At 57.3% G+C, this 22,106-nt stretch carries 19 protein-coding genes; 10 read left to right on the top strand and 9 right to left on the bottom strand.

Annotation, left to right across the window (positions count from 1 at the left end; all coding sequences use genetic code 11):
- Window positions 1–48: 48 nt before the first annotated feature.
- From H598_RS0110315 to H598_RS0110305, 3 genes are all read right to left on the bottom strand, one after another.
- Entirely contained in the window at window positions 49–1,251 is a 1,203-nt protein-coding gene (locus H598_RS0110315; protein ID WP_028112953.1) for a DEAD/DEAH box helicase, read from the bottom strand.
- Window positions 1,252–1,366: 115 nt separating this feature from the next.
- On the bottom strand, window positions 1,367–2,347 hold the full coding sequence (locus tag H598_RS0110310; protein ID WP_211227283.1) for a DUF2955 domain-containing protein: 981 nt from the start codon (window positions 2,345–2,347) through the stop codon (window positions 1,367–1,369).
- Window positions 2,348–2,375: 28 nt separating this feature from the next.
- Complete coding sequence (locus H598_RS0110305) at window positions 2,376–3,530, bottom strand: HlyD family secretion protein (protein ID WP_028112951.1); 1,155 nt, start codon at window positions 3,528–3,530, stop codon at window positions 2,376–2,378.
- Window positions 3,531–3,756: 226 nt separating this feature from the next.
- Here H598_RS0110305 and H598_RS23980 point away from each other — a divergent pair, with 226 nt between their 5' ends.
- Together H598_RS23980 and H598_RS0110295 are read left to right on the top strand one after the other, a co-directional pair.
- The gene (locus tag H598_RS23980) at window positions 3,757–4,044 is read left to right on the top strand and encodes a hypothetical protein (protein WP_051252653.1); all 288 of its coding nucleotides are present in this window, start codon (window positions 3,757–3,759) and stop codon (window positions 4,042–4,044) included.
- A gap of 75 nt (window positions 4,045–4,119) precedes the next feature.
- Window positions 4,120–5,124 (top strand): helix-turn-helix domain-containing protein, encoded by a 1,005-nt coding sequence (locus H598_RS0110295; protein WP_028112950.1) that lies wholly within the window; start codon window positions 4,120–4,122, stop codon window positions 5,122–5,124.
- 61 nt (window positions 5,125–5,185) lie between these two features.
- Here the strand turns inward: H598_RS0110295 and H598_RS0110290 are convergent, their stop codons facing one another.
- Window positions 5,186–6,460 (bottom strand): metal-dependent hydrolase family protein, encoded by a 1,275-nt coding sequence (locus tag H598_RS0110290; protein ID WP_028112949.1) that lies wholly within the window; start codon window positions 6,458–6,460, stop codon window positions 5,186–5,188.
- Window positions 6,444–7,928 carry a pyridoxal phosphate-dependent decarboxylase family protein gene (locus H598_RS23975; protein WP_051252652.1) on the bottom strand — a complete coding sequence of 495 codons (1,485 nt, stop codon included), beginning with the start codon at window positions 7,926–7,928 and terminating at the stop codon, window positions 6,444–6,446. The genes H598_RS0110290 and H598_RS23975 overlap by 17 nt, the downstream gene beginning before the upstream one ends.
- A gap of 273 nt (window positions 7,929–8,201) precedes the next feature.
- Between H598_RS23975 and H598_RS0110280 the strand changes: the two genes are divergently transcribed.
- Window positions 8,202–8,834, top strand: coding sequence for a trimeric intracellular cation channel family protein (locus H598_RS0110280; RefSeq protein WP_028112948.1), 633 nt, complete (start codon window positions 8,202–8,204; stop codon window positions 8,832–8,834).
- A 68-nt stretch (window positions 8,835–8,902) separates the two neighbouring features.
- Window positions 8,903–9,526 (top strand): hypothetical protein, encoded by a 624-nt coding sequence (locus tag H598_RS0110275; protein ID WP_028112947.1) that lies wholly within the window; start codon window positions 8,903–8,905, stop codon window positions 9,524–9,526.
- 5 nt (window positions 9,527–9,531) lie between these two features.
- Here the strand turns inward: H598_RS0110275 and H598_RS0110270 are convergent, their stop codons facing one another.
- Together H598_RS0110270 and trpB are read right to left on the bottom strand one after the other, a co-directional pair.
- On the bottom strand, window positions 9,532–10,584 hold the full coding sequence (locus H598_RS0110270; RefSeq protein ID WP_028112946.1) for a ChaN family lipoprotein: 1,053 nt from the start codon (window positions 10,582–10,584) through the stop codon (window positions 9,532–9,534).
- Window positions 10,585–10,700: 116 nt separating this feature from the next.
- The gene (gene trpB, locus H598_RS0110265; protein WP_035415794.1) at window positions 10,701–11,897 is read right to left on the bottom strand and encodes a tryptophan synthase subunit beta; all 1,197 of its coding nucleotides are present in this window, start codon (window positions 11,895–11,897) and stop codon (window positions 10,701–10,703) included.
- Window positions 11,898–12,265: 368 nt separating this feature from the next.
- Between trpB and H598_RS0110260 the strand changes: the two genes are divergently transcribed.
- The 5 genes from H598_RS0110260 (at window position 12,266) to H598_RS0110240 (ending at window position 16,661) form a co-directional block, all read left to right on the top strand.
- On the top strand, window positions 12,266–13,189 hold the full coding sequence (locus H598_RS0110260) for a lipase family alpha/beta hydrolase (protein ID WP_028112944.1): 924 nt from the start codon (window positions 12,266–12,268) through the stop codon (window positions 13,187–13,189).
- 3 nt (window positions 13,190–13,192) lie between these two features.
- Window positions 13,193–14,050, top strand: coding sequence for a lipase secretion chaperone (locus H598_RS0110255; protein WP_084144416.1), 858 nt, complete (start codon window positions 13,193–13,195; stop codon window positions 14,048–14,050).
- Window positions 14,051–14,214: 164 nt separating this feature from the next.
- On the top strand, window positions 14,215–14,934 hold the full coding sequence (locus tag H598_RS0110250; protein ID WP_028112942.1) for a YebC/PmpR family DNA-binding transcriptional regulator: 720 nt from the start codon (window positions 14,215–14,217) through the stop codon (window positions 14,932–14,934).
- 129 nt (window positions 14,935–15,063) lie between these two features.
- On the top strand, window positions 15,064–16,038 hold the full coding sequence (locus H598_RS0110245; RefSeq protein ID WP_035415792.1) for a phosphotransferase: 975 nt from the start codon (window positions 15,064–15,066) through the stop codon (window positions 16,036–16,038).
- A gap of 101 nt (window positions 16,039–16,139) precedes the next feature.
- The gene (locus H598_RS0110240; protein ID WP_028112940.1) at window positions 16,140–16,661 is read left to right on the top strand and encodes a cysteine hydrolase family protein; all 522 of its coding nucleotides are present in this window, start codon (window positions 16,140–16,142) and stop codon (window positions 16,659–16,661) included.
- A 40-nt stretch (window positions 16,662–16,701) separates the two neighbouring features.
- On the opposite strand, the gene H598_RS0110235 is transcribed toward H598_RS0110240, so the two are convergent.
- Window positions 16,702–18,573, bottom strand: coding sequence for a methyl-accepting chemotaxis protein (locus H598_RS0110235; RefSeq protein ID WP_028112939.1), 1,872 nt, complete (start codon window positions 18,571–18,573; stop codon window positions 16,702–16,704).
- Between the two features lie 433 nt (window positions 18,574–19,006).
- Window positions 19,007–20,878, bottom strand: a complete 1,872-nt coding sequence (locus tag H598_RS0110230) for a methyl-accepting chemotaxis protein (protein WP_028112938.1) — start codon at window positions 20,876–20,878, stop codon at window positions 19,007–19,009.
- A gap of 602 nt (window positions 20,879–21,480) precedes the next feature.
- Here H598_RS0110230 and H598_RS0110225 point away from each other — a divergent pair.
- A complete protein-coding gene (locus H598_RS0110225) occupies window positions 21,481–22,101 on the top strand; it encodes a hypothetical protein (protein WP_156896994.1) in 621 nt (206 codons plus the stop codon).
- The last annotated feature ends 5 nt before the right edge of the window (window positions 22,102–22,106 follow it).

Below are 22,106 nucleotides of genomic sequence, written 5' to 3'. Positions count from 1 at the left end.
GGTTTGTCGACCAACAGTCTGCGAGGCAGCCTGCCCCTCAATCCAGGGTCAGCGCTGGGGTTTGCCGGCGTCGCGTTTGGCCTTGGGAACGTAATTAAGGATCGACACCGGCACCGCTTTTCTGGGGGCAAAGCCGTCCACCTCCCGGCGTTCAATCAGGTGGTTGAGGCGGCTTTCAATCATGCACAGGTTCTTAAAGTCGTCCTTGGATACCAACGAGACCGCTTCACCGCTGGCGCCGGCGCGGCCGGTTCGACCAATGCGATGCACGTATTCATCGGCCGGGAACGGCAGGTCATAGTTGACCACTCGCTCCAGATTGTCGATGTCGATGCCACGGGCGGCGACGCCGGTGGCCACCAGGTAGCGAATCTTGCCGGCTTTGAAGTCCGCTAAAATCTGCTCTCGTACTGCCTGGGTGCGGCCACTGTGGATGCACTCGGCGTCAATGCCGCGCTTGGCCAACTGGCTCACCAGTTTGGCGGCGCCGTGCTTGGTTTCGATAAAGATCAGAGCCTGGTTCCAGGGCGTGGTCTGTATCAGGTGGCTGAGCAGCGCCGATTTTTTGTCCTTGTCTACCGTGGTCAGCCATTGGCTGATGCTGGCTTTGCTGGCCTGACTGGCGGCGATGCTGATCTCCACCGCATCGACGACGGCGCTTTTCGCCAGCGCCCGTACCTTGTTAGACAGGGTGGCGGAAAACAGCAGCGATTGTCGCTGGGGCGGCAGCTTGGTAACAATGTCGTTGATGTCATCGATAAAGCCCATGTCGAGCATCTTGTCGGCTTCATCCAGTACCAGCACTTCCACTTCATCGAAATGAATGGCGCGGCGGCTGTACATGTCTAACAGCCGCCCCGGGGTGGCCACCAGCACGTCGACGCCGTCCAGCAGGGCTTGACGTTGCGGCTGAATGTCGACACCGCCGTACATGGCCATGCAGGTTAGCGGCAGATGAGCGGCGTAGCGTTCAACACTCTCGGCCACCTGAACCACCAACTCACGGGTCGGTGCGATGATCAGCGCCCGTACCCGCTTCTTGCGTCCCCGACTGCCCTGGCTCAGCTGCTGCAGAATCGGTAGCACGAAACTGGCGGTTTTGCCGGTGCCGGTTTGCGCGGCGGCAATCAGGTTATCGCCCCGCAGCACCACGGGAATCGCTTTTTGCTGAATCGAGGTGGGTTGCTGGTAGCCGGCATCGGTGACGGCGTTCACAAGGGGGGCGGATAATCCTAGGCGGGAGAATGACATCGGTGGTCTCGGTTATCAAAGGAACGGTTCGGTCGCCCGCTTGACGATAGCGGCGACGTTATTGGCCGGGAAGTATACCAGAGGCCGCGATGGCAACAAGCCGGAGTCCATCCCGCTATTTGGCTTCGGCTGTGGACTTACCCTGTTGGTGGCTGTCGACCAGGCGGGCCGCCACTATCAGGTACAGTCCGGCCAGGCCAATCTGACCAATTCTGGCATAAAAACTGACGCTCAGCGTTTTATCACCACTGGCAAGCACCGAGCCCAGGACTACCAGCAGCGCGGAAAATACCGCGGCATAGAGCGGCGCCTTTGTCGGATTTGAATAAATGTAATGAGAAAACACGGACGCCAACAGCGCCAGCACGGCCAGCAGCAACGGAAACCACGGCGCGGTCACCAGCAGTTCGTACACCAACACCGCCAGCAGACCCCCTACCAGGTTGGTGATCAGTAAAAACTGGCTTAGCTTGACGCTGCCCGCTTTAGTCAGTTGCAGCGACAGTATGCCGATGAAAGCCATGGTCAACAGTGCGCCACTGACCTGAAAGTAGTAGAAGTAAGCAATGACCGGAAGGCTGACGAACAGGGCCTTGCTGGCATTGGCACTTCGAACCTCGCGGGATGCCACCTCAGGGCTTGCCTCCGATTGCGGTTGGCATGCAGGAAACAACTGATACATCAGCCAATAGAGAGTCACAGCGCCGACGCCGGATAGCATCAACCCCTTTGCTAACACCAGCGGCAGGGCCGAGTCTATCAGCCCGACGTAGGGGATCAGCAAGATGGCTACCATCAGGATCAAGGCAAAGAAGTTCCAATCCGGGCTCTGAAACAGGCAGTAGGCCCAAAACATCACCAGGGCGATCAGCACTAGCAGGATCAGCGGATAATGGGTTAGGCCCCGGGTGACCGCCAGCGCCACCAATACCGTGGCGGTCATGGCCCAGAACAGCTGTTTGATTGTGTCTCGGCCGGGATTAGGCCGGTCGGCAAAAAACTTGGCCAGGAACACCGGCAGGGTGTAGGCCAGCGGCCAGTTCAGTCCATAGCCGATGGCGATGGCCAGCGTCAGCCCCAGGGTATACCTGAGCACCGGATCCTGTCGCCGGACTGGAGTGCAGTTAGCGAGCATAGGACAACCAGCTCAGCAGTCGAATCCAGAACTGGCCCCAGACGTTCATCAGCGAGTCATCGTCGGTGTAGACCATCACATCGGCCTGGCCTCCTACCCTCAGCAGCCCAGGGGGCAACGGCTGGTCGAAACGAATCATCACCGGAAATCGCTGGCTTTGCCTCAGCCAACCGCTTTGATTATCGACGGTAGCCAGTTGGCCACTCGGCTGAGCGCCCTGCCAGTTAACCCCGTAATCGATGCTGGCAACCCGGCCCCGAAACACGCGGCCCGGGGCGTTATCCAGGGCGATCTCAACCGAGTCATTTGCGCGAATATTGCCGAGGCTGTTCTCGCGAAAATAGGCTTCTACCCAGCTGTCTTCGCCGGAGACAAAGGTCATCAGCGGCTGCCCCTTGTTTGCGTAAACGCCGGCATCCAGACGAAAATTGGAGACGCCGCCCATCGCCGGGGCTCGCAACACCGTGCGGCTCAGATCCAGCTGCGCTTGTTGCAGTTGCAGCAGCGCCGATTGAATCTCGCTATTCTGCTGGCCACGCTTTCCCAGTTGTTTGCGGGCTTGTTCCAGCCCGGAGCGGGCCGTCTGCACCCGTGCGTTGGCATGAGCAATGGCGGCGCGGGTCTTATCGGCGTCGGCCTGAGTTACGATGCCCTGCTCTGCCATGGCCAATACTCGGCGAGCCTGGCGGTCGATGTTGTCCTGATTGATCAGCGCATCCGTCAGCGCCACCTGCGCCGCCTGTACCGACGCGGTGTGAATGCCAACCTGCTTGCCGGCTTGTTCCAGCCCTTGCTCGGCTTGTTTCACCGCGATTTGGTAGTCGGTGGGGTCAATACGAACCAGGGGGGTTCCCTGCTCTACCCGGTCATTGGGGTGCACGTTAACCTCCACCACCGGCCCGGAAACCAATGGGGTGATGGGAATGACGTTGCCTCTTACTCGTGCCATGTCGGTGCTGGGGATGATCCGATCGGCTATCAGGAACAACACCAGCAGGCCAAGACACAGGCAGAGCAGCTTGCGGCTAACGGTGGAGGCAGAGGTCGCGTCATCGGTCACCGGCGCCTTGTCAGCGGCCAGCGGCTCCACGGTCGCGCCAGAGTCCCTGTGCACGTTGCTTAACTCAGGCTTGTTGTTGCTCATTGCCACCTCGCTGGCTGTTAGTTCACCTCTTTATCGAGGCCAAAATAGCCGAGGAGTGTAGCCTGGACACACAGAGAAAATTTACCATTTTGCGCCACCGACGGCCAAAGCGTTCCACACCGTCATGGGCTGGATAACTGCCGGTGTTGGCGTTAAATGGTAAATTCGAGCTGATGCTTTTTCGTACATTACTGGCCTCACACATCGAGATTACAGAGAGGTCTTAATGAAAGTTGCCTGGGCAAAAATCAAACAGTTTCTACTGACTCCGTATGGAAAGGCATACTTGGTGTTCATCACTCTGACCAAGTTGTACCTGGTCTACCGCTGGGCGATGGACTACGTTAAACGCTGGGGCAGCGACCTGTTTGAGATGATCGGCGCCCCCGCTTCACTGGGCGAAGAGGTTAGCGCCCTGAGTTTCACCGCCCTGTGCCTGTACTACACCGTCAAGGCCATCATCGGCATCTTTCGAGGCCCGGCCAAACCGGTTGAGCAGCCTATCCAGGCTTAACCGCAAATACTGCAGGGACGCAGCCCTCCTTTGGTTATACTGTCTTAAGTTAGCCCTGCCTACGGAGCTTAAGGCATGCCCCACGGCCAATTGGTCCCCCTGATTAAAACCGTCCACGCCGAAACCCTGGTTGAATTGCTTAAGCACTTTGAGGGCGACATCTACCCGTTGCTTGCAGCCGCCGGGTTGCCGGAAGATCTGCTTAACAGTGGCCATGAATACGTTCCCGAGGGGCCAGTACGCAACCTGCTTGCCATGATGGCCGAGCGGGCCGAACCCGAGTATTACGGCAGTCTGTTGCGTTCCACCATTCGAGAGTATTTTATCCCCAGGCTGCTGAAGTACCTGAATGCGCCCGCCAACGTTGGAGAGGCGCTGCGGCAGTTACAGACTGCGGTATTGCATGATTCCTCTGTCGCCAAGGTCAGCATCCTTTACTTCAACCACACGCCATGGTGCTGCCGCTACAAGGCCGGCGAGTTGACCTCCAGCTTCCTGTGGGCCGAGATCTTTGCCATCCTGTTTATCATCGAATTTGTTCGAGTCATCGCCGATCGCCACTGGCATCCGGACTGCGTCACCCTCCAGTCTCCCAATGCCGACAAATTGGTGGCGCTGTTGGAAGACCCGACGGTGGTGGTGTATACCCGTCGCCAACAAGCTGGCGTTGAGTTGTCTGAGTCTCTTATGACCCTGCCGGTACGCTTGCCTTCGCGACTGATGGCAGTTGGCCAGCAGGCACAGCAGCCAGGTCAACGGAGCTTTGTGGAAACCCTGTATCTTGCACTGGCGCCCTACCTGTCGACTCAGAGTCTGTCGATAGAGCGCGCCGCCGAGTTGCTGGAAACCAGCCCTCGAACCCTGCAGCGTCGGTTGGCCGCCGAGGACACCAGTTTTCGCTGTGTTCGAGAAAACCTGATGCTGGCCACCGCCTGCCAGTTGATGGAAAGCAAGAGTTACTCGTTAACCGATGTTGCCACCGAGCTGGGTTATTCCGACCTCGCCCATTTTTCCCGCGCCTTTAAGAAGCTCACCGGCTTTCCGCCCCGCGATTACCGACGTCGTTTCCTGCAGTCCTAACCTAAGGCGAAGACAAAAAAAACCGCCCGGAATGGGCGGTTTGTCGCAATGAAACCGGGCTTTATCTTTGGCGGTTGTCCTTGACGACCTCGCCGCCTTTCATGACCAGTTTAATGTTGTCCGGGTTAGCAAGGATGTCGAGATCTTGCAGCGGGTTGCCCTCGACGAACAGCAGATCGGCCCAGGCGCCTCGACGCAGCACGCCGATGTCGCCCTCCGGGTAAGGGTCCAGCAGTCCGGAGAGTTTCAGCAGTTCGCCGGCATCGGAAGTGGCTTGCTTTAAGCCGCGGAAGGAGCCGAAATATTTTTTACGGGCCGCCAGTTCCAGGTTCTGTTTGGCGTGCACCTCGGGTGTACCAACCAGGTCGGTGCCAAAGGCGCATTTCAAGCCGTATTTCTCCACCAACTCGGCCTGTTGCAGCAGCCCTTTGCCGACCCGCTCGGTTTTCTGGTACAGAATTTCGCTGCCCAGGGGGATCTGACGGTTGGCAATCAACTCGGCGGTGGCGTATTGAGGCACCACCCAGACCTGGTTATCCAGGCATTGCCGGGCGATGTCGTCGTCCATGAAGGTGGCGTGTTCCAGGCATTGAATTCCCTCCTCGATGGCAATCTTCATGGCCGGAGCGGCGTGAATATGACTGCAGACGTAGGAGCCGTAGTTGGTCACGGTCTCGACGATGGCCCGAAGCTCTTCCCGGGTGTACTGGATGGTGTCGAGGGGGTCGAACAAGGATGACGCGCCGCCGCCGCCAAACACCTTAATCTGAGACGCGCCCATGAAGATTTGATCCCGGGTACGCTTCAGGCACTGGGGCACGCCGTCGGCCAAAATCAGGTGGCTCTGGCGCATGAAGCTTGAGTCTTCAATGCCCTGGGAGAAATCCGATCGTTGTGCCCGGTTTTGGCGGTAGTCCGCATGACCGCAGGTTTGGGAAAGGGCGCCGTAACTGGGGTAGATTCGAGGGCCGGGCACGAAACCATTATCGATGCTTTGCGTTAAGCCATAACAGTTACTGCCAACATCCCGAACCGTGGTGAAGCCCCGCTCGAGCATCTGGCGGGCAATCACCGTGGATCGGACCGCCAACTCCTCGGCGGTCATGCGGTCCATGGCGTCGAAACTGTCGGAAAACGCGATATGAGTGTGGGCATCTATCAGCCCGGGGATCACGGTATAGCCGCTGGCATCGATGATGCCATCGGCCTCGGTAATGGCAGCGGCCCCGTCGCTCACCGAGGTGACCACGCCCTGCTCGACCATCAGCATTTGGTTCGGACGGATGGAATCCTTGATGCCATCAAATAAAGACGCGTTTTTAATCAGTAATTTCATCGTTAGTCTCCTGTCGACAAGGGGCCGCAGTTTCACTGTGCAAATGAGTCAGTTCTGTTTCAAAGGCTCGAAGGATTGCGGCTGCGGTGGCGTCAATGTCGTCTGCGCTGGTGTGGCAGCTAAGCACGGAGAACAACATGGTCTTCAGGCCTTTGTAACCGGATGTCGACGGGTAACAGAACCCCTCCTGTTGAAGGCGATGCACCACCCGTTCGGTGAGGCGATTGCGATAGGCGTTATCTCCGGTGCCGAACTGGGCCGAGAACCGGTTGCTGACCACGTCGTTGAGGATGGTGATGCCTTTGACCTGGGACAGGGTGCCGGCCAGCCGCTGCGCCAGGGCGCAGCAGTGGTCGAGGTGATCTTCAATCCCTTTTTTGCCCAAGGCCTTGATGGCGGCATAGACAGGCACACCTCGAGCGCGCCGTGAAGCCGAAATGCCAAAATTGATGGCATTCCGGTCCGGCTTGGCGATGGCGTCGCTGAGGTAATCCCCCATACTGTTGCCGCCCATGGCCTTGGCCAGCAACCGGGCGTCACGGACGATAACCATGCCGCTGTCATAAGGCATGTTGAACCACTTGTGACCATCGGTATCCCAGGAGTCCGCCAGTTCAATGCCCTTGAGCAGATGGCGCTGACGATCGCTGACGGCAGACCACAGGCCAATGGCGCCGTCCACATGCAGCCAGGCGTTGGGGTGTTGCTTCACCTGTAACGCCAACTCTTCGAAGGGATCAAAGGCACCGGAGTCGATGCACCCCGCCTGGGCGCACACTAAGGTCGGGCCCTCGCACTGTGACAGGACCTCGGCGATGCCGTCGGAAACAATGCGAAGGTTTGAGTCGGTTGGCAGGGTTTTAATCTGCTCAATCCCTACCCCGATCATCGACAGCGCCCGTTTGATGGTGGAGTGAATCTGATCACTGGCCACGACGTTGATTCTAGGGGCGTTGTACAGGCCTCGTGTCGCCACGTCCCAACCGGCATTGCTCAGCAGGCTGTTGCGGGCGGTTATGAGCGCGGTATAGATGGCTTCCTGAGCACCGGAGACAAAGCCGACGCCGGCGGATTTCGGTAACCCTAGCAACTCCAGCATCCACTCGGCGGCGGTTTCTTCAACCACCGAGGTACCGGGACTGGCAACGTAATAGGGAACATTCTGGTCCCAGGCACTCACCAGCCAGTCGGCGGCCAATGCGACCGGGAATGCCCCGCCGATGGCATAGCCAAAAAAGCGTGGCCCGCCGGAGCCGATCAGGCCGGGTTCGACGTTGCTAACCAACTCCTGCAGCACCTGGTCGGGATCGCTGGGTTGTTGTGGCAAATTGCCACCGATGCGAAGCCGCAAGGCGTCGGCACTGATCTGCGTATCGACGGGCCGATCCGGTAGGGATTCCAGGTAGGCGGCCGCATGGGTGAGCGACTGGTTCAATAGCGGGCGGTAATGGCTGAACTTGTGTGACATGGTGTCCTCTTCTGGGTAATGGCATCTGCTGCCATAAAGTAGAGATCTCCCTGCTAAAAAGTTGCCATTTCACGCCAGTGCGGTACATCGACAGGTCGAAGGGAGGGATGGCAGCCATGGCGGCAACGCTCTCGGCTACGGATGGATAGATTTCCCCTGAAACCCCATTTTGCATGAGCTGAATTAATCCGAGCCTCGTGAAGTTTCAGTGTCTTAAGCCGGGTCGGTTTGCCACAATTCTGGCCCTGACTTTCTGACCTCGGCGGCTTTGACATGACTGAGATGCAACTGATTTCTGCCCTGTGGTTGGTGGGCGTATTAACCGAAGCCATTACCGGTGCACTGGCGGCCGGACGCCGTCGCATGGACCTGTTCGGTGTGGTGATGGTAGGCTGTGCCACCGCCATTGGCGGCGGCACGGTGCGAGATGTGTTGCTGGGCAGTTATCCGCTGATCTGGGTGGAGCATGTGGAGTACCTGGTGGCCATTGCCGCCACGTCGCTGCTGACGGTCGCATTTGCTCCCATCATGCGCTATCTGACCAAGTTGTTTCTGACCCTGGACGCCATTGGCCTGACGGTGTTTTCCGTCATCGGTGCCCAGAAAGCACTGACACTGGGTTTCAACCCGCTGATCGCCGTGGTGGCGGGCGTGGTCACCGGGGTGTTTGGCGGCATCATCCGCGACCTGTTTTGCCAGCAGATTCCGCTGGTGTTCAGGAAGGAGTTGTATGCGGTCGTGTCGATCATCACCGCCGGTCTGTATGTGGTGTTGACCCTGGCCGAGGTTCAACCCGGATTGGTTCTGGCGCTGTGCCTGCCGTTTGGTTTTGGCTTACGGTTGTTGGCGCTCAAATTCAACTGGTCAATGCCGACGTTTGACTATCTGGAACAATCCATTCACTGATTCTTTCCGTTTCCCCAAGGCCGGCACATTCCGGGCCGGCCTGTTTAACAAAAGCGAACTCTCTGCCAATGAAAAAGACTCTGGCTTCCGCTCTGGTGCTGGCCCTGTCCGGCTGTGCCTCCTCGACCCTCACCTACACCCAGCCCGAATTGGCGCCGGTTACCAACCAGGTCGTCATCGATCAACCGTTTGATCAGGTCTGGGATCGGTTGGTGCGCAATCTGGCATCGGACTTTTTTGTCATCAATAACATCGAGAAGAGTTCACGCATCATCAATGTGTCGTTTTCCAGCGCCTCCCCAACCGATTACGTCAGTTGTGGTCATTCGTTACGGCAACTGAATAACGCACAGGGCACACAAATCTTTGAGTACGATCCGGCCGCTTCGACGGCGTTTCCGTTTACCAATGATCATGGGCTGTTGTTTCACGCCCAGCGGGCGACCCGACTGGAGGGACGTACCAACATCTATCTGGCGCCAGAAGGCACAGGCACCCTGCTCAGCGTTAACACCAAGTACGTGGTTAAGGTCAATATCGATTACAGCAACAGCAGCAAGCAGTTCCTGCGTCGCGATGACCTGACGTTTGATTTCTCTACCCGGTCGCCGTACCGCGAAGGGGGAGTCAATGGTCTGCAGTGCGCGGCCAACGGCGCGCTGGAGCAACGGGTGATGGATTACGCCCGTTAACCTCGTCAGCCTTGCCCGGCATCGTCTTCGTCGACGGCAACGCTGTGGTTGCGAAACACGTCACAAGGGTCGTAGAGGGCATCGTGATATCGGCCTTCGGTGACCCAATAGAGACTGTGGGCGGGGTCAAACTGGACGCCGCCCCGACGGGGACCCGCTTCGGGGCTAAAATCCAGTTGCCCCGGAGTCTGACCCTCGGCCAGGCCGATGTTCAGTTGTCGTAACTCGGGCTGGCGCTGCGCCACCCGCTCTACCACGCCCATATTGAACTCGGTATGGCCCTTGCCCAGAATCATCACCACCGGCTGGGCTTCTGTCAGATCGGCTCGCATGGCGACAATGGCATCGGCCATGGCCTCGTTGCGAACTAACCAGGTGGTGTACAAACGCTGCAAGCTGTCGTGGTCGGCATGATGGCAATGGGCCTGATCCAGTTGTTCCAGCATCAGTTGCCGGTAGGCCTCGGAGTCCAAATCACTTTTCGGTAATAATCGCCGTTCCAGCGTCGTGAGTTGGTCGACGTCGGTGCGGCTCAGACGCAGGCGCAGACCAACATCCAGATCGGCACCAAACACCGGCAGTTGGTACTGGCGTGCCAGCCGCAGCAAAGGCGCGTAATACTGCCATTGGGCTTTATGAGTCCAACCGAGGCGCCGCCTCAGTGCCGACTCTTCGCCACCGTCGTTGTGGCCGACCAATGCAGACTCCTGCTGACCGAGGCTAAAGTCCATGAGCCAACCGGTTTGTTGCTGAAAGAAGAATTCAAATCCCAGGGCCGGCCGAATTCCGGCGTCCAGCAACTGGGTCAGCGCCTGAAGCTGCATCTGATGGTGATGGGGGTTGTCGTGGGTTTCACCCAGGTAGATCACATCGCTGTGGCGCATCTTCTGCAGCAACTGCTGTGGGGTCAGGGGCTGCCCCTGCTGGGTCAGCAGCCGATTGGCGGATGGAGCCGGATTTTCGGGGGCAAAAAAGTCGGCGTCAGCGCCGTTACCACAGCCACTGAGCAGCGGTACCAGCGCCGCCGCGGCCGTCGCACACATCATCCACTTGATCATGGCACCGCCCCTGCCTTGGAGTTGTCTGATTCAGTGTAGGCGATACGCCCCGGCGACGACGGCGGATCAAAAAGGCCGCTGTGAACAGCGGCCTAATCTCGGCGAGGAACAGCGGCTTACAGCCCCAATTTTTCCGCCACGTAATCGGCGTCTTTGTCGCCTCGACCAGACAGGTTGACCAGGATGGTTTGCTCTGGCGACAGCGACTTGGCTTTCTTCATCGCCCAGGCCACGGCGTGGGCGCTTTCCAGGGCAGGAATGATCCCCTCTACCCGCGACAGGGTCATAAAGGCATCCAGGCACTCGTCGTCGGTGACCGACTCGTACTGAACCCGCTCGATGTCTTTCAGGTAGCAGTGCTGTGGCCCAACTCCGGGGTAATCCAGGCCGGAGGCGATGGAGTGAACCGGCAACGGTTCGCCGGCGCTGTCCTGCAGCACGTAACACTTAAAGCCATGCAGCTCTCCCGGTGTGCCCAGGGTCAGGGTAGCGGAGTGCTGATCGGTGTCCAGGCCTTTACCGGCAGGCTCGACCCCAACGATGTTGACGCTGTCGTCCCCCAGGAAGGCAGTAAACAGTCCCATGGCGTTAGAACCACCGCCGACACAGGCGGTAATGAAGTCCGGCAGGCACTGGTGTCGCTCGGTAAACTGCTGGCGCGCTTCGCGGCCGATGATGCTTTGAAAGTCGCGGACCATTTTCGGGAACGGATGCGGACCCACCACTGAGCCAATGGCATAGATGGTGTTCTGAGGATCTTTCAGGTATTCCTCGAAGGCGCTGTCTACGGCGTCTTTCAGGGTGGCGGTACCCCGGGTTACCGGCACCAGGTTGCAGCCCAGAATTTTCATCTTGGTGACATTGGGGTGCTCTTTCTCGATGTCCACCTGACCCATGTGAATTTCACAGGGAATGCCTACCAGGGCGCAGGCGGTTGCCAGCGCCACCCCGTGCTGACCGGCGCCAGTTTCGGCAATCACCTTTTTCTTGCCCATGAATTTGGCCAGCAAGGCTTCACCCAGGCAGTGGTTAATCTTGTGGGCACCGGTGTGATTGAGATCTTCGCGCTTCAAATAGATCTGGGCACCGCCCAGTTGCTCGCTCAGGCGGCTGGCGTGGTAAATGGGGCTGGGGCGGCCGACGTAATCCTGAAACAGCTGCATCAATTGGTTTTGGAAGGCGTCGGTTTGACGAATCTCTTCGTAGGCGAGATCGATCTCCTGCATGACCTGTTGCAGCTCCGGTGGCACGATCTGGCCGCCGTACTCGCCAAAAAAACCGGCCTTATCGGGCATGGGGGCAAATGTGGTCATTGAACTGATCTCCTGTCTACTGCGTTGGGCGTGCGGTTGTCGTCAAGGCATCATCCTGCCTGTTTGAATACAGGCAATATACTGCTGTAACTCAATCTTTCCAATCAAATTGTTGAATTCTGGGACTAAAGTAGCGATTTAACGGGTGTGCATACCCCCCAAAGTCTTCGCTGTAACGAAATCGGTACAGTAAGGGGCGGCGCGGCAACCTATGTGTGCAGTATTGAAAGCGCGCAACGACCTGGAGTAAATGTTCTAGATGGCGTCATTGGCAACATTTTCTGTTGCCTTCTCGGGTTTGATGGTTGATTACACTCATCGGAGCTGTTACAAAAAGAGTTCCACTGACTGAGGTTCAAGGATGATCCATGGTGAACTTACTCCGTTTTTTGACGCTGATCGTTGCGTTTTCCCTGTCTTTTCCTGCTTTAAGCGGCGATCGCAGTAACACCCGCTACCCCATTATGATGGTGCACGGCATCTTTGGCTTCGATTCGCTGCTGGGGGTGGATTACTTCTATGGTGTGCCGGAGTTTTTGTCTGAGGACGGTGCCACCGTGTTCTTAACCGCGGTGTCGGCGGCCAACGCCACCGAAGTGCGGGGGGAACAACTGATTGCCGAAGTCGAAGCGGTCTTGGCCCTGACCGGAGCCGATAAGGTCAACCTGATCGGCCACAGCCACGGTGGCCCAACGGTCCGTTACGTTGCCTCGGTCGCCCCTCACCTGGTGGCCTCGGTGACCTCGGTGGGCGGGGTTAACTGGGGATCGCCCGTGGCCGATGCACTGCGGGATGCCATTGAGCCTGGCTCGGTTACCGAGTCAGTGGCGGCTGCCGCGGCCAACGCCCTGGCCAACCTGATTGAGCTACTGTCCGGCAGCAGTCACAGACCAACGGACGCTTTGGCGGCCACCGAGTCGCTCACCACTGCGGGCACCCTGGCGTTTAACCAGCGTTACCCCGAAGGCGTGCCCCAGCATTACTGTGGCGACGGCGAGCCGGTCGCCGCCAATGGCGTGCATTACTTTTCCTGGAGCGGCGACGTCAGTTACACCAACGTGTTTGATCCGGTGGACCCGTTCCTGGCCGTCACCAGCCTGATCATCGACGATGCCAATGACGGCTTGGTGTCCGCCTGCAGTTCGCACCTGGGTCTGGTGTTGAATGACAGTTATCGCATGAACCATCTGGATGAGATCAATCAGAGCTTTGGCCTGACACACTTCTGGGAAACCGATCCTAAGCGGGTCTACCGCGACCACGCCCGCCGATTAAAGTCATTGGGGTTGTAACGGATGCCGTGGTGGCGAATCGGCGGGCTACTGGCGATGTCGGTGGCACTGGCGTCAACGACCTGGCTGGGTGACAATCCGGCCAGAGCCAAGGTTGGCTCCCCTACCCCGGCTGCAGCCTTGGCGCCAATGGCGGTGGACAGGGCCGCTGGCGTCAGTGACCGGACGGTGCTGGCGCGATTTGATGACCTGCTGCACCAGTGGCACGGGCTCGATCAGGCCGAGCTACTGCAGCAGTTGCAATTGCAATTGGCGGCCTTACCCGTGGCATCGCGCCAGGCTGTGCTGGCGCTGTTCCAACGCTACCTGGCCTACAAACAAGCGCTGGCCAGCATCGAAGCCACCACCTTTGACACCGGCCTCGACCCCGAGAGCCTGGCTCGGCAACTGGATGAGATCGAGGCATTGCAGCTGGCATTTTTCAGTGCCGATGAAGTGGCGCGGTTGTTTGATGAGCAGCGCCAGCGCGACCAGGCGGCGTTGGCGCGGTTAAGGTTACGGCAGGATGATCAGCTCACCGAGGTCGAGCGGCAGCGGTTATTGGCTGAGAACCTGGCGTCACAGCCCGAGGCGGTGCGCCGCGCCTTGGCGCCAACCCTGTCGCTACGGCAGCTTCAATCCGGCCAAGGCATCGAGTCGCTGCCAGCGGCGGTTCAGCAGCGATTGAGCCAACAGCGGCTACAGCAACAACACTGGCGTCAACGCGCCAGTACCACCCTGGCACAGTTGCGCGCCATTAGCGCCGATGCCAACTTGAGTCCCCAGCAGCAGCAACAGGCCAGCGACGCGGTGCTGGCCCAATACAGCCCTGACGAGCGCAAACGGCTGTCGGTCTACCTTCGCCACGGCCTGAATCAATGAAAAATTTCATAGAATCAACACCCTTGTGGTTAATTAGCCGACAATCCCGCCGCTATTTCCAGCGGTTCGCCGCAAAATCCCCATTCGTCGTTTGAGCCCTTGGCGTAAGCTGTTAGAATCATCGGTTATTCATTTCTTTTGACTGATAAACAGAGCTGATCCTCATGGGAAGAAGTTTCGAAGTCCGCAAATTATCTATGGCCAAAACGGCTGCGGCAAAGACCAAGGTGTACTCCAAGTACGGTAAAGAGATCTACGTGTGTGCTAAAAACGGCAGCCCGGATCCGGAAACCAACCTGTCTCTGCGTCGCCTGATCGAAAAAGCGAAGAAAGATCAGGTTCCTGCTCACGTTATTGACAAGGCCATCGACAAAGCCAAAGGCGGTGCCGGTGAAGATTACTCCCCTGCACGCTACGAAGGTTTCGGCCCTGGCGGTTGCATGGTGATCGTTGACTGTCTGACTGACAACGGCAACCGGACCTTCACCGAGGTGCGTCAGTGCTTCGTGAAAACCGACTCCAAGCTGGGTGCGCCGGGTGCGGTTGCCCACATGTTCGATCACCAGGCTGTGTTTGCTTTCGCCGGCGACGATGAAGACGCGGTTTTGGAAGTGTTGATGATGGCGGATATCGACGTCACTGACGTCGAGTGTGAAGACGGCGTCATCACCGTGTTTGCGCCGCACACCGAGTTCTTCAAGGTCAAGACGGCTCTCAACGAAGCCTACCCAGACGTGAGCTTCAGCGCCGAAGAGATCACCTTCATTCCACAGACTTACGTCAATGTGGAAGGCGACGACGTGGCGACCTTTGAGAAGTTCATGGCGATGCTGGAAGACTGCGATGACGTTCAGGAAGTCTACCACAACGTGGAAAACCTCTGATTCGACGCTGTCATCAAATGAAACCCGGCCCATTGGCCGGGTTTTTTATTGCCCATGACAGCCGTGGCCGCGGCTTTACAGCCCGGTCTAAACACGTATGCTGTATCCTTTTTGCTGTTTGAGGCTGTTATGGACCTCTCCTGTTTTGTCTGCGAGCTGACTCAGGCGCGCGCCGTCAGCCACACTCAGTTGCTGCAGAAGCTGTGGAGTGATTACGGCGGACTCTATCGCCTGCATCTGCAAGCCGGTAGCGCCACCTCGGTGATCGCCAAGTGCATCGACCTGCGCCCGCCAACGACCCACCCCAGGGGTTGGCAAGGCCAGGTGGGCCATCAACGAAAGCAGCGCTCCTATCAAGTGGAGCTGAACTGGTATCGTGATTATGCCAGTGTCACATCGTCACGGTGTCGGGTGCCGGCCTATCTCGGCCATCACCGCAATGGCGAACAACTGATTGTGGTCATGGAGGATCTGCAAGCGGCTGGCTTTGAACCGCTGGAGCCGCAAGTCACCGACGCGCATCTGCAGACAACGGTGCGTTGGCTGGCGGAGTTTCACGCCCGCTTTATGGCCGATCCTGGCGCTGGTCTGTGGTCCAGTGGCTGTTACTGGCACCTGGCAACCCGTCAGCAGGAGTTGGCCACCATGGCCGACGGTCCGTTGAAGCGCGCCGCCTCGGCGCTGGATGATGCACTGGAGAACTGCCGTTATCAGACCCTGGTGCATGGCGATGCCAAGACCGCCAACTTCCTGGTACACCCGAGCACAGGTACCATTGCGGCGGTGGACTTTCAGTACGTGGGTAAAGGCGTTGGGGTCAGAGATCTGGCCTACCTGCTGGGCAGCGCTCTGGATGATCAGGCGTTACTCGCCAGCGGTGACCGCTGGTTACGGCACTATTTGGACTGCCTCAGCACGGCCCTGCAACAGCGTCACCAGTGGTCGGCCACGGCCACAACAGATCTGTGCCGCCAATGGCAGCAACTGTACCCTCTGGCCTGGGCCGATTTTGAACGGTTTTTGCAGGGCTGGAGTCCTGGTCACTGGAAGTTGGGCCGTTACAGTGCCCGTCAAACCGAACGGGCGCTGTCGCAACTGGGCTAAAATGTCGGTTTTGGCGCGAACGATGTCAGAAATGACTCCTGAGGTCGGCAACGATTGCGGCGATACTGGCTGCCAATGGCACAACAATCAGGACAATTCCCATGACCCATACCGCTCTCATCGTTATCGACCTTCAAAACGACTACTTTGCCGGCGGCGCCTATCCGCAATGGCAGGCGCAACCGGTAACCGAGCGCATCCTCGGCGTCATCGAACAGGCCAGGCAGCGGCAGATGCCGGTGTTTCTGGTGCAGCACCTTGCCGACGTGTCGGCAGGCAAAGCGCCGTTTTTCAATCCCGGCAGCCAGGGGGCACAGATTCACCCCTCGGTGTTGCAGGCCGCTGCGGGGGCCGAAGTGGTGGTAAAAGGCTTTGCCGATTGCTTTGAAGGCACCAACCTGGATGCACTGCTGCAACGCGCCGGGGTAGACCGTATCCTGCTGTGCGGAATGATGACCCACAACTGCGTCACCTACACCGCCCTGTCCAAGGCGGCGGAGCGCTACCAGCCGGTGGTGTTGGCAGACTGCACCAGCTCGGTGGATGAGATGATTCATCAGATTGCTCTGCATGCCTTGTCTTCACGGGTGCCGGTACTCAGTGCCGAGCAGGCGCTGGCATAAAAAAAGGAGCCCATGGGCTCCTTTTTTACGGTTGTTAAGGCTACACCTTAAACTGATTCAACAACTGATCTTGTTGGTTCACCGTTTCTAACTGCTCGGTCATCGCCATGCTGGCGTCCTGGGCGGCTTCCGATACCTGCTGAGACAACTCTTTGATGTTGAGAGTGCTCTTGTTGATGTCTTCCGCCACCAGGCTTTGCTCCTCGGCGGCAGAGGCGATCTGCAGGTTCATGTCGGTGATGCGTTTGATGGCATCACGAATGCGTTGCAGCGCCTGGCTGGAAGTTTCGGAGATCTCCACCGTGGTGGCGGCCACCTCTTTGCTCTGCCCCATTACCGCCACCGCCGAGCGCGAACCGGCGGCAAGCTGGTCGATCATCTCGCGAATCTCCGAAGTCGACTGCTGGGTGCGACTGGCCAGGGTGCGCACTTCGTCGGCCACCACCGCGAAACCGCGGCCCTGTTCGCCGGCCCGGGCCGCTTCGATGGCGGCGTTCAGCGCCAGCAGGTTGGTTTGATCGGCGATGTCGTTGATCACCGCCAGGATCGACTCGATGTTGCTGGTGGCGTTGGACACTTCCCGAACGACTTCGACGGCATGATCGATCTGCCCGCTCAACTCTTCAATGGCCGAAGCGGTGCGGTCAACGGTGGTGACCCCCTCCTCCACCGAGGTGTCGGCTTCCTGCACCGCTGCGGATGCGCCCTGAGCATTACGGGCCACCTCCATGGAGGTCGAGGCCATCTCGTTCATGGCGGTCGCCAGTTGTTCCAACTCTTCCAACTGCTTGGCCATGGCCTGAGTGCTTTGCTGGGACCCTTCGGCGGTAAGGCGAGTGCCCTCGGAGATGGTTTCGGCCAGCAATTTCACCTTGGAAATCATTGCCCGCAGTTTGCTGCTGAAACCATTGAAACTCCCGGCCAGCGACGCGAACTCGGCGTCGGTGTTGGTGTCCATGGTCTGGGTCAGGTCGCCATCACCACTGGCAATGTCTTCCATGGCGTCGTTAATGGCTTGCAGCGGTGTCATCAGGCGGCTAATGAGCACAGTTAACGCCACAATGGCGATGGCCAATGCGATCAGCGAATACAGCAAGGCGTCGTTGCGCAGCGCCGTTTCGGTGGCATGAATGGTTTCTGAGTCCAGGGCCACCCCCAGGGTCCAGCCGATCTGCGGCAACGGCAGGAAGCTCAAGTATTGCTCCCGGCCATCCACCATGGTGGTCTGGCCCTTGCCGCTGAAGCCTATGTCGCTGCCAAACAGCGACTGCGCCGGTTTGCCATGCAGGGCCTTATCCGGGTGGGTAATAAACTGGTTATCCGGGGTCAGCAAAAACGCGTAACCGGCATTAAACAGGTTGACCTTGTTGATGGTTTCGCCCAGTTGCTTCAGGCTGACATCGAGGAACATGGCGCCGACAAAGCGGCCATTTTCCTTCATGGGAATGCCGATGGACACCAGAATCTCCTGGGTCACCGAATCCGGATAGGGGGCAGTAAAAATCACCTTGTCCTGGCGCTTGGCTTCTTGATACCAGGGGCGAGTGCGGGCGTCGTAATCGGCGCTGGCCTGCCAGGCGTCGTCGTTGTCGATGAGGCGACCGTCGGACTCGAAGCCCACCCCGGCCAACAGGAAGTGCTGCTTAACCACGGACTTGGTAAACACTCGAGTGATGTTGGCATCACTGATGTCATCCTCGATGAGGCTCATGACGTAACGGCCGATGTCGGCCTTATTGGCCATGTTATTTTCGACGGTATCGGCGATGCCGGTGGAGATCTCGGACACGCTGCTCTCTGTCAGGGCAAAGATGCTGTGCTTGGTGGTGAGGTACTGATTGATAGACAGTGCAGACAAAGCTAACAGCAGAATTATGCACGAAGCAAAGACGATTTTTGTCTTAAATTTCATGATTCAGGTTGTCCTTCTGGTATTCCACGGGTAATAAAATGTCACTTTGATTACTCGAGTAGCATGATCTAAAGCAGTCAATACACTGCTCAAATGGGTGCTGCCAACGCTGAACGCCAATGCGAACATCGTTATATTACAATTTGATTTATATATAATTTATTTGGTGCATTCCGATGGTCACACAAGGATTTATGGCGTTCAACCACGGAATATCTCATTTATCGGCATTGCTGGCGGGCACTTTAATGGCAGGATTTTTAGATGGTCAATCAGTCTTTGTAATTTACTGATATATTAAGGTTTAATTTTTTACCTTAATAATTATTAGATTTCCTTGTTTCAAAATTAAGCCGCACATAATTTAGTGCGGCTTGATTTAATTATTCACTCACTCGCCGTGGCAGCACCGCGGCAGTGAGTCAGATTACCCTTAAACCTGGAATTGGCCCAACAGTTGATCCTGTTGACGGGCGTCTTGCAATTGCCGATTGGACGCCTGCTCCTGAGAGTCGGCGAGCTCGGAGATCTGGTTGGACAAATCTTTAATATTCAATGTACTACGGTTAATGTCTTCCGCCACCAGGCTCTGCTCTTCCGCCGCAGAGGCGATCTGCAGGTTCATGTCGGTGATGCGCTTGATGGCGTCGCGAATGCGGCTCAGGGCGTCATTGGACTGGGTAGAGGTCTGCACCGTGGCCTGGGCCACCTGCTTACTCTGCTCCATCACTTCCACCGCCGAGGTCGCCCCCTCCTGCAACTGATCGATCATGGTTCGAATCTCGGAGGTGGATTGCTGGGTGCGACTGGCCAGGGTGCGAACTTCGTCGGCCACCACCGCAAAACCCCGGCCCTGCTCGCCGGCCCGGGCCGCTTCGATGGCGGCATTGAGCGCCAGCAGGTTGGTTTGATCGGCAATGCCGTTGATGACCGCCAGTATCGACTCGATGTTGGCGGTGGCTTCGGACACCTGGCCGACCACCTGCACCGCCTGTTCAATCTGCTCTGACAGGTTATCGATGGCGTTGGCGGTATCGGCCACGGTGTCCACGCCTTGCACCACTGACTGGTCGGCGTCCTGAACGGCGGCAGCGGCCTCCTGGGCGTGATTGGCCACTTCCATGGAGGTGGATGCCATCTCATTCATCGCCGTGGCCAGTTGCTCCAACTCCCGCAGCTGAGTGTCGATGGCGGTTTTGCTCTGACGGGCCTCGTCGGCGTTTTCGGTGGCGGTGTCGGTCAAGCCGTTGGCCAGGGTTTTGACTTCGGAGATCAACCGACACAGTTTTTCGCTGAAACCGTTGAAATAGCCGGCAACGTCGGCGAACTCCGGTTCCGAGTCGGTGGCCAGACGCTGGGTCAGGTCGCCTTCACCGGTGGCGATCTCGGCCATGGCGTCGTTCAGGCGGTCCAGGGGTTTCATCAACAGGTTCATCAGCATGGTCAGGGCGACCACCGCGACGACCAGCGCCATCAATGAATACAGGATGGCATCGGATTTTACCTTGGTTTCTGCGGCCTCAATCACTTCGGCGTCCAGATCCACGCCCAGGGTCCAGCCCAGCGTCGGCATATCGATGAATCTCAGCAGGTGAGTCTTGCCGTCGATGTCGACGCTCTGCTCGGTTTGTGAGAAATCGATTTGTCGGCCAAAGCGTTCGCTGGCGGCGGTGCCGTTGAGGCTCTCATCCGGATGGGAGATAAACACTTTCTCACGGTTGAGCAGAAACAGGTAGCCGGCATCGAACAGGTTGATGTTGTTAATGGCTGCGCTGAGCTTAGACAGGCTTAAATCCAGAAACATCACCCCGGAAAAGCGTCCCTGTTGCTGCATCGGTACGGTGATGGACACCAGGGTCTCGTTGGTCATGGTGTCCTGGTAGGGCTGGGTAAACGTCAGGCGGTTATTGGCCTTGGTTTCCCGGTACCAAGGGCGTTTTCGGGCGTCATAATCCGCCGGTACCACCCAGTTGGGGTCGTTATCCAGTAGGCTGCCATCGCGCTCAAAACCGATGCCGGCCAACAGAAAACCGTCTTTAATTGCGGCCTTGGTGAATATTCGATTGATGGATGCCTCGCTGGGGTCGTCTTCGATCAAGCTCATCATATAGCGAGCCGTTTCCCCTTTTAGTACCATCTCTTTTTCAATGGCACTGGCGACATTTCGGCACAGTTCATCGACACTATTGGCAGTCAGCGAGTTGATGGTATTTTTAACCGTTATATATTGTTGTAAGGACAGCGTGGACAATGCCAACATCATGATCACGCAGGATGCCAGCACTATCTTAGTTTTAAATTTCATGAATGTTTGGCCTCATGAATAATAAAGGAAAGCCTCCCGCCACAGTCAATGGCGATTGCTAATAGGGTCTCAGCATTTCCCCGCTTCCACAGTGATAGTTATCACAGATGATTTTTGACAGTTCGATTAAGTTGTTGAAAATGCGAAGTTAAATTTTGAAGTTCACAATTTGCAAATTGCGGTTGGCGCAAGTTACGACCTGGCTCAAGCACAGGCGGTTAAAGAGGGTGCGATGGTTCAAAAGTGAGGCGTTAGGTTAACATCGACATATTTTAAAAAACCAATAGTTAATTACCAAAGAAGTTTAATATTATCGACCTCATTCTGTTTTGAATAAATATATTTAATGAATTGCTTACACTAGCGCCTATAAATGACGGAACGCCGATACCGGAGTTTATCATTCATGGTTGATGCGAATGCGCTAGAAACGGTGCAATAAAGCCGCTATGATGGATTTAGAATGTTTGACTTGCTACAAGGAAAGTAACATGAAAGCAATCTTTATATTAGCCGGACTATTGGTATCGATAAACTCTGCCTATGCCGACAGTTTTGGCCGATATTTAGTGCAAAGTGATTTTCGTTACTTTGAACACTCCATGCAATGCACCAATCTGAGTGAAGATCAGTTTTACACCATCTACGACGACTGCCTGATGCAGGTCGACCCGGATGGAGGCCACACCTCCGCCGCCCAGGCTGAAAAGATGATCGCATCGCTGCAGTCCTGCCTGATTGAAAACGGCATCAGCCGTCAGAGTCAACAAGCCTGCATCGCCCTGAACCGTGACCAACAACAACATGCCCGCAGCGCCAGCATGGATACCCTGCAGGCGTTTGCCCAAACTCGTGGCACCGATGCGATTACCTTGCCGTTGCCACCCAATGCCAAATTGGTGAATCACATGTTTCCAGAGGACATGGGCGGCAATCTCGGCGCCGTGCCCTTGACGCTGTCGGCGGCGGTTTTCACCACCTCGATGACCATTAATGATGTGGCCGAATACTACCGGGTGCAGGTGGGCAACTTCTATGAATATCGCCATGACAATGGCGACGTTAGCTTCATCCAGGGCGTGGGAGACGAAGTGAGCGATCCGGCGACCCTGCTGAAAGCACAGTTGACCCGGCCCAATGTTCAGATCCTTCAGGCCATCGACCCACTTAGCGGCGAACCCCTCAGCGGTGCCCAGGTGATGCTGTTCTACCAACGCCTGTAGCCAGT

Origin of the sequence: Ferrimonas kyonanensis DSM 18153, from assembly GCF_000425405.1 — a bacterium.
Taxonomy (GTDB): Bacteria; Pseudomonadota; Gammaproteobacteria; order Enterobacterales; family Shewanellaceae; genus Ferrimonas; species Ferrimonas kyonanensis.
This window is presented reverse-complemented; position numbering and strand designations above follow the sequence as displayed.